This window comes from Pseudomonas sp. LBUM1647 (assembly GCF_059716175.1).
The window spans coordinates 1,434,356-1,448,793 of the sequence record NZ_CP166809.1 but is presented as its reverse complement, the minus strand read 5'-3'; the positions used below and the strand labels follow the sequence as shown (position 1 = coordinate 1,448,793).

Below are 14,438 nucleotides of genomic sequence, written 5' to 3'. Positions count from 1 at the left end.
ACAAAGCATCACCGATGCGCGCGGCACCGCCGACCAGTCTTCGGAAATCGCCCGCCAGACCAGCGAGGGCATGCAGGTGCAGTTCCGCGAAATCGACCAGGTCGCCACCGCGTCCAACGAAATGAGCGCCACCGCCCACGACGTCGCCAACAGTGCCTCGAACGCAGCGAACGCGGCCAAGGGTGCCGACCAGTCGGCCCGCGACGGCATGTCGATCATCGAACGCAGCACCCGCGACATCAATCAACTGGCCGACGAAGTCAGCAAGGCTGTGACCGAAGTCGAAGCATTGGCAGTCAACAGCGAGCAGATCGGTTCGGTGCTGGAGGTGATCCGCAGCATCGCCGAACAAACCAACCTGCTGGCGCTCAACGCGGCGATCGAAGCGGCGCGTGCCGGCGAGAGCGGTCGCGGGTTTGCGGTCGTGGCTGATGAAGTGCGCAACCTGGCCAAACGTACGCAAGATTCGGTGGAAGAAATCCGCATTGTCATCGAGCGCATCCAGACCGGCACTCGCGGCGTGGTGGCCACAATGCATTCGAGCCAGACCCAGGCACATAGCAACGCCGGGCAGATCCAGCAAGCGGTGCTGGCCTTGAGCAAAATCAGCGACGCGGTGACGGTCATCAGCGACATGAACCTGCAAATCGCCAGCGCCGCCGAACAGCAAAGCGCCGTGGCCGAAGAGGTCAATCGCAACGTCTCGGCGATCCGTACCGTCACCGAAACCTTGACCGGGCAGGCCACTGAATCAGCGCACATCTGCAGCCATCTCAACTCGTTGACCACCCACCAGATGAAATTGATGGATCAGTTTCGGGTGTAACCCTCAAAAGATCGCAGCCTTCGGCAGCTCCTACACCGATCCCTGTAGGAGCTGCCGAAGGCTGCGATCTTTTGATCTTTTGATCTATGCTGCCCTCTCTCCCGGAGGGCCTTCGATGACTGATTTACTCACGTCCATTCAAGCCGCACTCGGCTTGCCTCACACCCAGGTCAAGTTCACCTCGAACGGCGCCTTGCCCTCGGCGTTTGCCGTCACCGACCTGGCTTGCGCCAGCATTGCCGCTGCCGGCCAGGCTGCCAGCGAATGGCTCCAGCAACAAACCGGTCGTTTACCCACCCTAGAGGTCGATCGGCGCCTGGCCTCTTTCTGGTTCGCCACGTCGATCCGCCCGGTAGGCTGGAGCGTCCCGCCGCTGTGGGATCCGGTCGCCGGTGACTACGCCACAAAGGATGGCTGGATTCGCCTGCACACCAACGCCCCCCATCACCGAGCCGCTGCCGAAAAAGTGCTCGGCGCCTGTGCCGACCGTGCAGCGATGGCGAGCAAGGTTGCCCAATGGGCCAAACGTGATCTGGAGCAGGCCGTGGTCGATGCCGGTGGCTGCGCCGCCGAGATGCGTAGCTGGGCGCAATGGCAGGCGCACCCCCAAGGTCAGGCCGTGAACGCCGAGCCGCTGATTCAGTTTGCTGACAACAGCCGCCAGAACGCGAAACCGTGGCAAGGCTCGGTGGCGCAACCGCTGGCCGGGACCAAGGTGCTGGATTTGACCCGAGTGCTCGCCGGACCGATCGCCAGCCGTTTTCTGGCAGGCCTCGGCGCCGACGTTTTGCGGATCGACCCACCGACCTGGAACGAACCGGGGGTAGTGCCGGAAGTCACCCTGGGCAAACGCTGCGCGCGCCTGGACCTGCACGACAAGACTGATCGCGCGGTGTTCGAAAGCCTGCTCAAGGACGCTGACATTCTGCTCCACGGCTACCGCGCCGACGCACTGGAACGCCTGGGTTACGGCGTCGCCGAACGCCAGAAACTGGCGCCCGGCCTGATCGACGTCAGCCTCAACGCCTACGGTTGGAGCGGCCCGTGGCAGAACCGCCGCGGCTTCGACAGCCTAGTGCAAATGAGCAGCGGGATCGCTGACGCCGGCATGCAGTGGAAACGTGCGGACAAGCCGACGCCATTGCCCTTGCAAGCGCTCGATCACGCCACCGGGTATTTGATGGCGGCCAGTGCGATTCGATTGTTGGGGCGCAGTGGATCGGCGCGCTTATCGTTGGCGCGTACGGCGAAGTTGCTGATTGAAAATGGTGCGGGGACAACTGAGCCGTTGCGGGCGGAGGATGACAACGATCAAGGGCTGTTGGTTGAGCAGACGCCTTGGGGACCAGCGCATCGACTTCATGTGCCGCTGAAGATGACGGGGACGCCGTTGCAGTGGACGATTCCGGCTTCTGAATTGGGGTCGCATCGTGCGCAGTGGATCCACCCCTCACCCTAACCCTCCCGAAACGTCGGACCGCCCCAGGGGGTAGAGGGGACTGACCGAGGTGTTCTTGGAGGTACATCGACCTGAGAAATCGAGTCGAACTCAGGTTTGAAAAGCATGAAGATCGGCTCCCTTTCCCCTCCCCCCCGTGGGGAGAGGGCTGGGGTGAGAGGTCGATTTCAAGCCGATCACATCCCCATCAATCACCCCGACTTAAAGAAGTCCAAAGCACCTGCGCCGCATAGCCTCGATAGGGTCTCCAGGCTTCCGCTCGTTGCAACAACCCCCGAGCCGTCACCGCCTCACCGTCAAGCGTCGCCAAAGCATTGATCAACCCCACATCCCCGCTCGGAAACGCATCCAGATCGCGCAACTGCCGCAAGGCGATGTATTGCGCCGTCCAGTCACCAATCCCGTGCAACGCCAGTAGCCGCGCAACGCCGCCCTCCCGATCCGGCTCAAACAGTAAAGGATCATCGAGCAACGCCTGAGCCACACCCGACAGCGTTCGACCACGGCTTTTCGGCATTCCCAACGTCGCCAAATCCACTAACGCCAAAGTGGCGGCCTGAGGAAACACATGGGTCACGCCGGGCAACGACGAAGCCAACGGCTCGCCATACTGCGCCACCAGTTTCCCCGCCAGTTTGATCGCCGCGTCCACGCTAATCTGCTGCCCCAACACCGCACGAATCGCCAACTCCAGGCCATCCCACGCCCCCGGCACCCGCAACCCCGGACGCTCGGCAATCAGCCGCGCCATCAAGGGATCAACCGCCAGTTGCCGATGAATCGTTGCCAGGTCCGCATCCAGATCAAACATCTGCCGCAGCCGCGCGATGATCTCTGGCACCGCCGTTGAATCAGGAAAATCCAGCGTCACTTCAAGTGCATCCGTCGCTGCGGGCTTGATCGAAAACGTGCCATGAACACCGTTCAACCCGATGCTGCGCGAGTAAACGCCGTCAATCACCACTTCGATCCCGACAATTGCCCGCGCCGACAAAAAAACCAGCATCGCCGACCAGTCATAGGGCGGTTGGTACTCCAGCAGCATCTTCATAACGCCTCCGACTCACGCTGACCAGGATGAACCCAGTTCGCCCGGCAGACTGGAAAAGTCGCGGTGATCGGTCCACTCTCGGACACGGCGACACCCGGATGAGCTATCAATAAAAGAAACTCCGAGGGCAGGCCTGAGGTCTGCCCTGATTCAATGCCTTTTTGAAGGAGAAATGCTAAATGGCAACGTTCGAGCCCGGTCACCTGCACATCGAGCGCCACGCGCTGAACAAGGACGATTACAGTTACAGCCTGAGCATCGACTATGAAGTCAGCCAGGACCCCAAGGAAGGCGAAGGCATGCTCTTCAAGATGCATGGCACGGTTGGAGACAAGGAGTTGAAGGAAGAATTCTTCCTGCCCAAAGATCAGGCGTTCGACTTCGCCCGGCATGCCACGCGCATCGCGCAGAAGTACGGGATGCCCAAAGAGGCCAGTATCGGCTCGATTCACAAGGAGTACGACGCCATGTTTGAAGATGTGCGGGCGCAGCTCGACGTCAAATCCGGTGATCCGATAAAACCTGAGCATCTGGAATAACGCTTGGAAGATCAACGGATCGCAGCCTTCGGCAGCTCCTACGCCGAACGCATTCCCCTGTAGGAGCTGCCGAAGGTTCGGGCCGCGTTCGGACGATCTTTTCAAGCCATCCCCATTGCCGATTTCACCTCCCACCCTCCACCAAGGCATACTTGCCACCCTCCGCACTCCAGAACCCAACAACGCCCCATGCGTATCCACGTCAGCTTCATCGACCGCGTCGGCATTACCCAGGAAGTCCTGGCCCTGCTCGGTGGGCGCAATCTCAATCTGGATGCGGTGGAAATGGTTCCGCCCAACGTCTACATCGACGCCCCGACCCTGAGCCCGGATGTCCTCGAAGAACTGCGCGATGCGTTGTTCAGCGTGCGCGGCGTGCAAGCGGTGACGGTGGTCGACATTCTTCCCGGTCAGCGTCGGCATCTGCAGCTTGATGCATTGCTCGCGGCCATGACCGACCCGGTCCTGGCGCTGGACAGTGCCGGCAAGGTGCTGCTGGCCAACCCGGCACTGATTGCGTTGTACGGTCGCGAGCCTGACGGCGAAAGCATCGCCGACCTGTTCGCCGACCCGGCACTGCTCGAAGCCCTGCTGGAAAACGGCTTCCGCCTGCCGCTGCGGGAAGTCACCGTCAACGGCCAGACGTTGCTGCTGGACGCCACACCGATAACCGACGCCGGCGCCCTGCTGACTCTGTATCAACCCAACCGCATCGGCGAACGCCTGTCGGCGCTGCACCACGACCATGCCGAAGGTTTCGATGCGCTGCTCGGTGAGTCTCCGGCGATTCGGACCCTCAAGGCCCGTGCCCAACGCGTTGCGACCCTTGACGCGCCGTTGCTGATCCAGGGCGAAACCGGCACCGGCAAAGAACTGGTGGCGCGTGCCTGCCACGCCATCAGCGCCCGGTACAGTTCGCCATTTTTGGCGCTGAACTGCGCGGCATTGCCGGAGAACCTCGCCGAAAGCGAACTGTTCGGCTACGCCCCCGGCGCTTTCACCGGCGCACAACGGGGCGGCAAACCGGGGCTGATGGAACTGGCCAACCAGGGCTCGGTGTTTCTCGATGAGATCGGCGAGATGTCGCCGTACTTGCAGGCCAAGTTGCTGCGCTTCTTGAACGATGGCAGCTTCCGCCGGGTGGGCGGGGATCGTGAGGTGAAGGTCAATGTGCGGATCCTCAGCGCCACGCACCGCGACCTGGAAAAAATGGTCGGCGAAGGTTCGTTCCGCGAAGACTTGTTCTATCGCCTCAACGTCCTGAACGTCGAAGTCCCGCCCCTGCGCGAACGCGGCCAGGACATCCTGTTGCTGGCCCGCTACTTCATGCAGCAGGCCTGCGCGCAGATCCAGCGTCCGGTCTGCCGCCTGGCGCCAGGCACCTACCCGGCATTGCTGGGCAATCGCTGGCCGGGCAACGTGCGGCAATTGCAGAACGTGATATTCCGCGCCGCCGCCATTTGCGAAAGCAGCCTGGTCGACATTGGCGACCTCGATATCGCCGGCACATCTGTGGCGCGCCAGAGTGACAGCGACGTCGACAGCCTCGAACAGGCGATGGAAGAGTTCGAGAAGACTCTGCTGGAAAAGCTCTACGTCAGCTACCCTTCGACCCGCCAACTGGCCAGCCGCCTGCAAACCTCCCACACCGCCATCGCCCATCGGTTGCGCAAGTACGGCATTCCCAACAAGCCTTAAAGCTGAAAATCCCGCCACCAACACCTACCCCCCTGTGGGAGCGAGCCTGCTCGCGAAGGCGGCCTGACATTCACCATAGATGTCGACTGATACACCGCTTTCGCGAGCAGGCTCGCTCCCACAGGTGTTGCGTCAGGCCTGACCTCTCCAAAAACGACCTCCATCTGTACTGAAAGCGCTACAGCGGAACGATATCGCTACACCCTCTCCTGATCACCGCTGTGCAAGGCTTTGATCCACTTAAGCTTTTTTCTCCGCTTTGGGTTGTAGCGATTTCGCTACAGCCAGCAAATCGCGGCACCTCGAATAAACAGTTAACTTATTGATTTTTAAAAATAAAAAAACATTGGCCGCGATTTTGCTTAGTAACCATCCATAAAGCAGGGCTTTGCCCAGCATTCAATCGCGTCCACCAGACGAGTCTGGCCCCCTTAGGAGTTTCCATGAGCGAGTTGCGTTTTACTGAAGATCACGAATGGCTGCGTACCGAAGCTGACGGCACCGTCACAGTCGGCATCACCGCTTTCGCACAGAACGCCCTGGGCGACGTGGTTTTCGTACAACTGCCTGAGCTGCAGTCCTACGACAAAGGCGCTGAAGCCGCCACCGTGGAATCGGTAAAAGCCGCCAGCGGCGTGTACATGCCACTGGACGGTGAAGTGCTGGAAGTGAACCCGGCGCTGGACAGCAGCCCTGAACTGGTCAACGAAGATCCGCTGGGCGAAGGCTGGTTCTTCCGCTTCCAGCCAACCGATGCATCGGCTGTCGCCCAACTGCTGGATCAAGACGCTTACGACCGTCTGATCAAAGCCAACGCCGAAGCCTGAGGAGCGCACACATGACTCAAGTTAATCTCAGCACCGCCAACGAATTCATCGCCCGCCACATCGGCCCGCGTACCGGCGACGAGCAAGCCATGCTCAACCGCCTTGGCTTCGACTCGCTGGAAGCCCTGAGCGCCAGCGTCATCCCCGACAGCATCAAGGGCACCAGCGTCCTCGGCCTCGAAGACGGCCTGAGCGAAGCCGACGCCCTGGCCTTGATCAAGTCCATCGCCGGCAAAAACCAGCTGTTCAAGACCTACATCGGCCAGGGCTACTACGGCACCCACACGCCGTCGCCGATCCTGCGCAACCTGCTGGAAAACCCGGCCTGGTACACCGCCTACACCCCGTACCAGCCGGAAATTTCCCAGGGCCGTCTCGAAGCGCTGCTGAACTTCCAGACCCTGATCAGCGACCTCACCGGCCTGCCGATCGCCAACGCGTCCTTGCTCGACGAAGCCACCGCCGCCGCCGAAGCCATGACCTTCTGCAAACGTCTGAGCAAGAACAAGGGCAGCCACGCGTTCTTCGCCTCCGTGCATTGCCACCCGCAAACCCTCGACGTGCTGCGCACCCGGGCCGAGCCGTTGGGCATCGACGTGGTGGTCGGCGACGAGCGTGAACTGACTGACGTCAGCACCTTCTTCGGCGCCCTGCTGCAATACCCGGCGAGCAACGGTGACGTCTTCGATTACCGCGAATTGACCGAACGCTTCCACGCCGCCAATGCATTAGTGGCCGTGGCGGCTGACCTGCTGGCCCTGACCGTGCTGACCCCGCCGGGCGAGTTCGGCGCCGACGTGGCCATCGGCAGCGCGCAACGCTTCGGCGTGCCGCTGGGCTTCGGTGGTCCGCACGCGGCGTATTTCTCCACCAAGGATGCGTTCAAGCGTGATATGCCGGGTCGTCTGGTCGGCGTCTCCGTCGACCGTTTCGGCAAGCCGGCCCTGCGCCTGGCGATGCAGACCCGCGAGCAACACATCCGTCGCGAGAAAGCCACCAGCAACATCTGCACCGCGCAAGTCTTGTTGGCCAACATCGCCAGCATGTACGCCGTGTACCACGGCCCGAAAGGCCTGACGCAGATCGCCAACCGCATTCATCACCTGACCGCGATTCTGGCCCAAGGCTTGAGCGCGCTGGGCTTGAAGGTCGAGCAAGAAAACTTCTTCGACACCCTGACGATCAAGACCGGCGTCAACACCGCCCAGCTGCACGACCAGGCTCGCGCGCAGCAGATCAACCTGCGCGTGGTTGATGCTGAACGTCTGGGTCTGTCGCTGGACGAAACCACCAATCAGGCCGACGTGGAAACCCTGTGGGCCCTGCTGGCCGATGGCCAAGCGCTGCCGGACTTCGCGGCATTGGCTGCAACCGTCCAAAGCACCATCCCGGCCGCCCTGCTGCGCCAGTCGCCAATCCTCAGCCACCCGGTGTTCAACCGTTATCACTCGGAAACCGAGCTGATGCGCTACCTGCGCAGACTGGCCGACAAGGACCTGGCCCTGGACCGCACCATGATCCCGCTGGGCTCGTGCACCATGAAACTCAACGCCGCCAGCGAAATGATCCCGGTGACCTGGGCCGAGTTCGGCGCCCTGCACCCGTTCGCCCCGGCCGCGCAAAGCGCCGGTTATCAGCAACTGACCGACGAGCTGGAAGCGATGCTCTGCGCCGCCACCGGGTACGACGCGATCTCGCTGCAACCAAACGCCGGTTCCCAGGGTGAGTACGCCGGCCTGCTGGCGATCCGCGCCTATCACCAGAGCCGTGGCGAAGACCGTCGCGACATCTGCCTGATCCCCTCGTCCGCCCACGGCACCAACCCGGCCACCGCCAACATGGCCGGCATGCGCGTGGTCGTCACCGCCTGCGATGCCCGCGGCAACGTCGACATCGAAGACCTGCGCGCCAAGGCCATCGAGCACCGCGAACACCTCGCCGCGCTGATGATCACCTACCCGTCGACCCACGGCGTGTTCGAAGAAGGCATCCGCGAAATCTGCGGCATCATTCATGACCATGGCGGCCAGGTGTACATCGACGGCGCCAACATGAACGCGATGGTCGGCCTCTGCGCACCGGGCAAGTTCGGCGGCGACGTGTCGCACCTGAACCTGCACAAAACCTTCTGCATCCCCCACGGCGGTGGCGGCCCGGGCGTCGGCCCGATTGGCGTCAAGTCGCACCTGACGCCGTTCCTGCCGGGTCACGGCACCATGGAGCGTAAAGAAGGCGCGGTCTGCGCCGCACCGTTCGGCAGCGCGAGCATTTTGCCGATCACCTGGATGTACATTCGTATGATGGGTGGCGCGGGTCTCAAGCGTGCTTCGCAACTGGCGATCCTCAATGCCAACTACATTTCCCGCCGCCTCGAAGAGCACTACCCGGTGCTGTACACCGGCAGCAACGGCCTGGTAGCGCACGAATGCATCCTCGATTTGCGCCCGTTGAAAGACAGCAGCGGCATCAGCGTCGATGACGTCGCCAAGCGCCTGATCGACTTCGGCTTCCACGCCCCGACCATGTCGTTCCCGGTCGCCGGCACGCTGATGATCGAGCCGACCGAAAGCGAATCCAAGGAAGAACTGGACCGCTTCTGCGACGCCATGATCCGCATCCGCGAAGAAATCCGCGCGGTGGAAAACGGCACCCTGGACAAGGACGACAACCCGCTGAAAAACGCGCCGCACACCGCGGCGGAAATCGTCGGCGAGTGGACGCATCCGTACAGCCGTGAGCAAGCGGTGTATCCGGTTGCTTCGCTGATCGAAGGCAAGTACTGGCCACCGGTCGGTCGCGTCGACAACGTGTTTGGCGACCGCAACCTGATCTGCGCCTGCCCGTCGATCGAAAGCTACGCTTAAAACTGATGGGGGCGGGTTTACTCGCCCCATCATGAACACCGCATACCCCTGTAGGAGCTGCCGCAGGCTGCGATCTTTTGATCTTGGGTTTCAAAAGCAAGATCAAAAGATCGCAGCCTGCGGCAGCTCCTACAGGGTGCATCTCCCGTGATATTTGCTCCTATAACAAGAAACCGGAGAACAACCATGTCGTTAAGCGTGTTCGACCTGTTCAAGATTGGCATCGGCCCCTCCAGCTCCCACACCGTCGGCCCGATGCGTGCTGCTGCGCGTTTCGCCGAAGGTTTGCGCCGTGAAGGGCTGCTGGCAGCGACCACCTGCGTCAAAGTCGAGCTCTACGGATCACTCGGCGCCACCGGTAAAGGCCACGGCAGCGACAAGGCTGTGTTGCTGGGCCTGGAAGGCGAACACCCGGACACCGTTAATACCGAAACCGTCGCCGCCCGTCTGCAAGAGATTCGTGGCAATGGTCGCTTGAACCTGCTCGGCGAACACAGCATTGCGTTCAATGAGAAAGAACATTTGGCGATGATCCGCAAACCGTTGGCCTATCACCCCAACGGCATGATCTTTCGCGCCTTCGATGCGGCGGGCATACAAATCCGCAGCCGCGAGTACTACTCGGTCGGCGGCGGTTTTGTGGTCGATGAAGACGCCGCTGGCGCCGACCGTATCGTCGAAGACGCCACGCCACTGACCTTCCCGTTCAAAAGTGCCAAGGACTTGCTCGGTCACTGCGCCACCTATGGTCTGTCGATCAGCCAGGTGATGCTGACCAACGAAAGCGCCTGGCGCCCGGAAGCGGAAACCCGCGCCGGCCTGCTGAAAATCTGGCAAGTGATGCAGGACTGCGTCGACGCCGGTTGCCGCAACGAAGGCATCCTGCCGGGCGGCTTGAAGGTCAAACGTCGGGCGGCCGCGCTGCATCGACAACTGTGCAAGAACCCGGAATCGTCCCTGCGTGATCCGCTGTCGGTGCTGGACTGGGTCAACCTCTACGCACTGGCGGTCAACGAAGAAAACGCCAACGGCGGGCGCGTGGTGACGGCGCCTACCAACGGTGCGGCAGGGATCGTCCCGGCTGTTTTGCATTACTACATGCGCTTCATCCCCGGCGCCAACGAAGACGGCGTCGTGCGTTTTCTGCTGACCGCGGCCGCGATCGGCATTCTCTATAAAGAAAACGCCTCGATCTCCGGCGCTGAAGTCGGCTGTCAGGGTGAAGTCGGCGTGGCCTGTTCCATGGCCGCCGGCGCCCTGTGCGAAGTTCTCGGCGGCACCGTGCAGCAAGTGGAAAACGCTGCGGAAATCGGCATGGAACACAACCTCGGCCTGACCTGCGACCCGATTGGCGGGCTGGTGCAAGTACCTTGCATCGAGCGCAACGCCATGGGGTCGGTCAAGGCAATCAATGCGGTACGCATGGCCCTGCGTGGCGACGGTCAGCACTTCGTCTCCCTCGACAAGGTCATCCGCACCATGCGCCAGACCGGCGCCGACATGAAAAGCAAATACAAGGAAACCGCCCGTGGCGGTTTGGCGGTCAACATTATCGAGTGCTGATGCTTACGCGCATCTGCACACTTTTTCAGGAGCTGAATATGTCCACCGAACAACTGTCGAAAACCCCGCTGCACGCACTGCACATCGAACTCGGCGCCCGCATGGTGCCGTTTGCCGGCTATGACATGCCGGTGCAATACCCGCTGGGCGTGATGAAAGAACACCAGCACACCCGTGATCAGGCCGGGCTGTTCGATGTCTCGCACATGGGCCAGATCCGCCTGACCGGCGCCAATGCCGCCAAGGCGTTGGAAAGCCTGGTGCCAGTCGACATCATTGACCTGCCAGTGGGCATGCAGCGCTACGCGATGTTCACCAATGAGACCGGCGGCATCCTCGACGACTTGATGGTCGCCAACCTGGGTAACGACGAACTGTTTCTGGTGGTCAACGCCGCCTGCAAGGACCAGGACCTGGCGCATCTGCGCCAGCACATCGGCGACCAGTGCACCATCGAACCGCTGTTTGAAGAACGCGCCCTGCTGGCGCTGCAAGGTCCGGCCGCCGTCACCGTGCTCGCACGCCTGGCACCTGAAGTCGCGAAGATGACCTTCATGCAATTCGCCCGCGTGGAACTGCTGGGTGTGGACTGCTTTGTCAGCCGTTCGGGCTATACCGGTGAAGACGGTTACGAAATCTCCGTGCCGGCCGCCACCGCCGAAGCCCTGGCTCGCGCCCTGCTGGCCGAACCTGAAGTGGCGGCTATCGGCCTTGGCGCTCGCGACTCACTGCGCCTGGAAGCCGGCCTGTGCCTGTACGGCCACGACATGAACACCGAGACCACCCCGATCGAAGCGAGCCTGCTGTGGGCCATCTCCAAGCCTCGTCGCGCTGATGGCGCACGTTCCGGCGGCTTCCCTGGCGCTGAAACCGTGTTCGGACAGCAACAAGCCGGTGTCAGCCGCAAGCGCGTTGGTCTGTTGCCTCAGGAACGCACGCCGGTGCGCGAAGGTGCAGAGATCGTCAATGAAGCAGGCGACATCATTGGTGCGGTTTGCAGCGGTGGCTTCGGTCCGACCTTGGGCGGCCCTTTGGCGATGGGTTACGTCGACAGTGCTTATATCGCTCTCGATACGCCGGTATGGGCGATTGTTCGTGGGAAAAAGGTTCCTTTGCTTGTAAGCAAAATGCCATTTGTTCCACAACGCTACTACCGCGGCTGATTGACTGTTTCTATAAGTAACGCGGTTGCGTTAACAGCGCACTAATGTGTAACGCAACCGCCATAAAACAGTGCATCACTTTACCTGTAAGCTTCGTTTATGAACTTTGCTTATAACGATCGAAAACAATTGAACACCTCGATTGCATAAGCCAACACTAGTTGCGGCATAAACGCCCCGGCGCGAGCAAATCCGGGCTCTCCACAGGGCTTGTTTTTTCTCCCGTAGTTGGCGTAGAGTTTGTTCACTGTGTTTGCATGGGTCGCTTGGAATCGTGACCTGGGCAGTAGCCTACAAGTTAGCTACATCCCGTTCGGCGTCTTCTTACTCTCCTGCAACCAGCCCCAGTACTCTTTCATAAGAAGGAGACTGTCATTAATTTTTTGCGTCAAAGGAATAAGAAATGTCCACACGTCAGAGCGGTACCGTCAAGTGGTTTAACGACGAGAAAGGTTTTGGTTTTATCACTCCAGAAAGCGGTCCGGATCTGTTCGTGCATTTCCGCGCTATTCAGGGCAACGGCTTCAAGAGCCTGAAAGAAGGCCAGAAAGTGACGTTCGTTGCTGTGCAAGGCCAGAAAGGCATGCAGGCTGACGAGGTACAAGCAGAAGGTTAATCTTCTGTAACGAAAAAGCCCCTGATGCTGACATCAGGGGCTTTTTTGCGCGCGTAAATCCGTAAAATGGCTTCTTTTTTCCGTCCAGAGGCTGCCATGTCGAAACATCTTCTTAAACCCCAGGGCGACTTTCCCGCCGTCACCCTGGGTCGTCGCCTGGCAGCGATGTTCTACGACTTCTTGTTGTGTACCGCCCTGCTGATCGTCACCAGCGGCATTTATAAGATGATCCAGATGGCGATCATCGGCGAAGACAAAATGCGCACCCTGACCGAAGCCGGCGCGCTGGACGGCGATCCATTGCTCTCAACAGTGCTGCTGTTTGTGCTGTTCGGCTTCTTCGCCAAGTTCTGGACCTGGTCCGGTCAGACCCTGGGCATGCAGGTCTGGTGCATACGCGTGCAAAACGCCGACGGCTCATCGATCAGCCTGTGGCAGGCGCTGCTGCGCTTTGTCGTGTCGATCGCGTCATTGCTGTGCGTCGGGCTGGGGTTCTTCTGGTCGCTGTTCGACAAACAGAAACGCAGCTGGCATGACATGTACTCCAACACCCAGCTCGTGCGGATTCCAAAAAAAACCAAGTAACGGCCACAAAAAAGATCGCAGCCTTCGGCAGCTCCTACTCAGGATTACGTACACCCTGTAGGAGCTGCCGAAGGCTGCGATCTTTTGATCTTGCCTTTGACCTTTGCCTTAAGCGTTTCCGGCTAATTTCATCCGCGCTGCCTGGGTAAAGTCGAGCATGCGCTTGAGCGGCCGAATCGCTTGTGGAATCAGCGCTGGATCGACAAAGATCTCGTTAGTCCCTTCCTTCAAGCTCTTGAGCGTGCGCTCAAGGGTATTCATCGCCATCCACGGGCAATGTGCGCAACTACGGCAAGCTGCGCCGTTACCGGCCGTTGGCGCTTCGATGAAGACCTTGTCCGGGCACAGCTGCTGCATCTTGTAGAAGATGCCGCGATCAGTAGCGACGATCAGGGTCTTGTTTGGCAGGCTCTGGGCTGCCGCAATCAACTGACTGGTGGAGCCGACGGCATCCGCCAACTCGATCACCGCCGTCGGCGACTCCGGGTGCACCAGAATCGCTGCGTCCGGGTACAGCGCCTTCATGTCTTCGAGCTGTTTGGACTTGAACTCTTCGTGAACGATACAGGCACCGTCCCACAGCAGCATGTCCGCGCCGGTCTGACGCTGGATGTAAGTACCCAAATGTTTATCCGGGCCCCAGATGATGGTTTCGCCGTTATCCATCAGGCTTTCGACGATCTCCAGCGCGCAGCTTGAAGTCACCACCCAATCCGCCCGGGCTTTGACCGCCGCCGACGTGTTGGCATACACCACCACGGTACGCTCCGGGTGCTGATCGCAGAACGCCGAGAACTCGTCCACCGGGCAACCCAGGTCTAGCGAGCAAGTCGCTTCCAGAGTCGGCATCAGGATGCGTTTTTCAGGGTTGAGGATTTTGGCGGTCTCGCCCATGAATTTCACACCGGCGACCACCACGGTCTTGGCCGGGTGAGCATTGCCGAAGCGGGCCATCTCCAGCGAGTCGGAGACACAGCCTCCGGTTTCTTCGGCCAGGGCCTGAATGACCGGATCGCAATAGAAGTGAGCAACCAGCACCGCATCCTGAGCCTTGAGCTCGGCAGCGATGGCGGCACGGTAATAGGCCTCCTCCTCGGCAGTCAGCGGCTTGGGCTGCTTGGCGTCGAGGTGGGCTTGAACCAGAAGGCGTTCGGAAATCTGCGTCATGTTCGCAAGACCTGCAGGCGCTTTCGCGCGAAAGTCGAGTATACACCCGGCTCCGGACCCTTCAGGGTACCGCCGGGAGA

13 protein-coding genes are annotated in these 14,438 nt (G+C 60.7%); 10 read left to right on the top strand and 3 right to left on the bottom strand.

Annotated features, from left to right (window positions below):
* Nucleotides 1-70: 70 nt before the first annotated feature.
* Nucleotides 71-826 (top strand): methyl-accepting chemotaxis protein, encoded by a 756-nt coding sequence (locus tag ACA059_RS06475; RefSeq protein ID WP_497634631.1) that lies wholly within the window; start codon nt 71-73, stop codon nt 824-826.
* A 115-nt stretch (nt 827-941) separates the two neighbouring features.
* Entirely contained in the window at nt 942-2,285 is a 1,344-nt protein-coding gene (locus ACA059_RS06470; protein ID WP_497633148.1) for a CoA transferase, read from the top strand.
* A gap of 187 nt (nt 2,286-2,472) precedes the next feature.
* On the opposite strand, the gene ACA059_RS06465 is transcribed toward ACA059_RS06470, so the two are convergent.
* A complete protein-coding gene (locus ACA059_RS06465; protein WP_497633147.1) occupies nt 2,473-3,336 on the bottom strand; it encodes a DNA-3-methyladenine glycosylase family protein in 864 nt (287 codons plus the stop codon).
* Between the two features lie 179 nt (nt 3,337-3,515).
* Here ACA059_RS06465 and ACA059_RS06460 point away from each other — a divergent pair, with 179 nt between their 5' ends.
* Together ACA059_RS06460 and gcsR are read left to right on the top strand one after the other, a co-directional pair.
* Nucleotides 3,516-3,875, top strand: a complete 360-nt coding sequence (locus ACA059_RS06460; protein WP_497633146.1) for a DUF5064 family protein — start codon at nt 3,516-3,518, stop codon at nt 3,873-3,875.
* Nucleotides 3,876-4,064: 189 nt separating this feature from the next.
* On the top strand, nt 4,065-5,573 hold the full coding sequence (gcsR, locus tag ACA059_RS06455; protein WP_497633145.1) for a transcriptional regulator GcsR: 1,509 nt from the start codon (nt 4,065-4,067) through the stop codon (nt 5,571-5,573).
* A 240-nt stretch (nt 5,574-5,813) separates the two neighbouring features.
* Here gcsR and ACA059_RS06450 read toward each other — a convergent pair whose 3' ends face one another.
* On the bottom strand, nt 5,814-5,972 hold the full coding sequence (locus tag ACA059_RS06450; RefSeq protein ID WP_497633144.1) for a hypothetical protein: 159 nt from the start codon (nt 5,970-5,972) through the stop codon (nt 5,814-5,816).
* Between the two features lie 44 nt (nt 5,973-6,016).
* Here ACA059_RS06450 and gcvH point away from each other — a divergent pair, with 44 nt between their 5' ends.
* The 6 genes from gcvH (at nt 6,017) to ACA059_RS06420 (ending at nt 13,191) form a co-directional block, all read left to right on the top strand.
* The gene (gene gcvH / locus ACA059_RS06445; protein WP_192411074.1) at nt 6,017-6,400 is read left to right on the top strand and encodes a glycine cleavage system protein GcvH; all 384 of its coding nucleotides are present in this window, start codon (nt 6,017-6,019) and stop codon (nt 6,398-6,400) included.
* 11 nt (nt 6,401-6,411) lie between these two features.
* Nucleotides 6,412-9,264 (top strand): aminomethyl-transferring glycine dehydrogenase, encoded by a 2,853-nt coding sequence (gene gcvP, locus ACA059_RS06440; protein WP_497633143.1) that lies wholly within the window; start codon nt 6,412-6,414, stop codon nt 9,262-9,264.
* 186 nt (nt 9,265-9,450) lie between these two features.
* Nucleotides 9,451-10,827 carry an L-serine ammonia-lyase gene (locus tag ACA059_RS06435; RefSeq protein ID WP_095132678.1) on the top strand — a complete coding sequence of 459 codons (1,377 nt, stop codon included), beginning with the start codon at nt 9,451-9,453 and terminating at the stop codon, nt 10,825-10,827.
* Between the two features lie 38 nt (nt 10,828-10,865).
* Entirely contained in the window at nt 10,866-11,990 is a 1,125-nt protein-coding gene (gene gcvT / locus ACA059_RS06430) for a glycine cleavage system aminomethyltransferase GcvT (protein WP_497633142.1), read from the top strand.
* 403 nt (nt 11,991-12,393) lie between these two features.
* Nucleotides 12,394-12,606, top strand: a complete 213-nt coding sequence (locus ACA059_RS06425) for a cold-shock protein (protein WP_003237709.1) — start codon at nt 12,394-12,396, stop codon at nt 12,604-12,606.
* A gap of 96 nt (nt 12,607-12,702) precedes the next feature.
* Complete coding sequence (locus ACA059_RS06420; RefSeq protein WP_201182927.1) at nt 12,703-13,191, top strand: RDD family protein; 489 nt, start codon at nt 12,703-12,705, stop codon at nt 13,189-13,191.
* Between the two features lie 108 nt (nt 13,192-13,299).
* On the opposite strand, the gene nadA is transcribed toward ACA059_RS06420, so the two are convergent.
* Nucleotides 13,300-14,358 carry a quinolinate synthase NadA gene (gene nadA / locus ACA059_RS06415; RefSeq protein ID WP_129437833.1) on the bottom strand — a complete coding sequence of 353 codons (1,059 nt, stop codon included), beginning with the start codon at nt 14,356-14,358 and terminating at the stop codon, nt 13,300-13,302.
* Nucleotides 14,359-14,438: the final 80 nt, after the last annotated feature.

What these genes read in the sequence shown, in the direction of transcription:
- ACA059_RS06475 (WP_497634631.1), top strand. Translation starts at nt 71, where the DNA reads ATGCAGGTGCAGTTCCGCGAAATCGACCAGGTCGCCACCGCGTCCAAC.
- ACA059_RS06470 (WP_497633148.1), top strand. Translation starts at nt 942, where the DNA reads ATGACTGATTTACTCACGTCCATTCAAGCCGCACTCGGCTTGCCTCAC.
- ACA059_RS06465 (WP_497633147.1), bottom strand. Translation starts at nt 3,336, where the DNA reads ATGAAGATGCTGCTGGAGTACCAACCGCCCTATGACTGGTCGGCGATG.
- ACA059_RS06460 (WP_497633146.1), top strand. Translation starts at nt 3,516, where the DNA reads ATGGCAACGTTCGAGCCCGGTCACCTGCACATCGAGCGCCACGCGCTG.
- gcsR (WP_497633145.1), top strand. Translation starts at nt 4,065, where the DNA reads ATGCGTATCCACGTCAGCTTCATCGACCGCGTCGGCATTACCCAGGAA.
- ACA059_RS06450 (WP_497633144.1), bottom strand. Translation starts at nt 5,972, where the DNA reads ATGCTGGGCAAAGCCCTGCTTTATGGATGGTTACTAAGCAAAATCGCG.
- gcvH (WP_192411074.1), top strand. Translation starts at nt 6,017, where the DNA reads ATGAGCGAGTTGCGTTTTACTGAAGATCACGAATGGCTGCGTACCGAA.
- gcvP (WP_497633143.1), top strand. Translation starts at nt 6,412, where the DNA reads ATGACTCAAGTTAATCTCAGCACCGCCAACGAATTCATCGCCCGCCAC.
- ACA059_RS06435 (WP_095132678.1), top strand. Translation starts at nt 9,451, where the DNA reads ATGTCGTTAAGCGTGTTCGACCTGTTCAAGATTGGCATCGGCCCCTCC.
- gcvT (WP_497633142.1), top strand. Translation starts at nt 10,866, where the DNA reads ATGTCCACCGAACAACTGTCGAAAACCCCGCTGCACGCACTGCACATC.
- ACA059_RS06425 (WP_003237709.1), top strand. Translation starts at nt 12,394, where the DNA reads ATGTCCACACGTCAGAGCGGTACCGTCAAGTGGTTTAACGACGAGAAA.
- ACA059_RS06420 (WP_201182927.1), top strand. Translation starts at nt 12,703, where the DNA reads ATGTCGAAACATCTTCTTAAACCCCAGGGCGACTTTCCCGCCGTCACC.
- nadA (WP_129437833.1), bottom strand. Translation starts at nt 14,358, where the DNA reads ATGACGCAGATTTCCGAACGCCTTCTGGTTCAAGCCCACCTCGACGCC.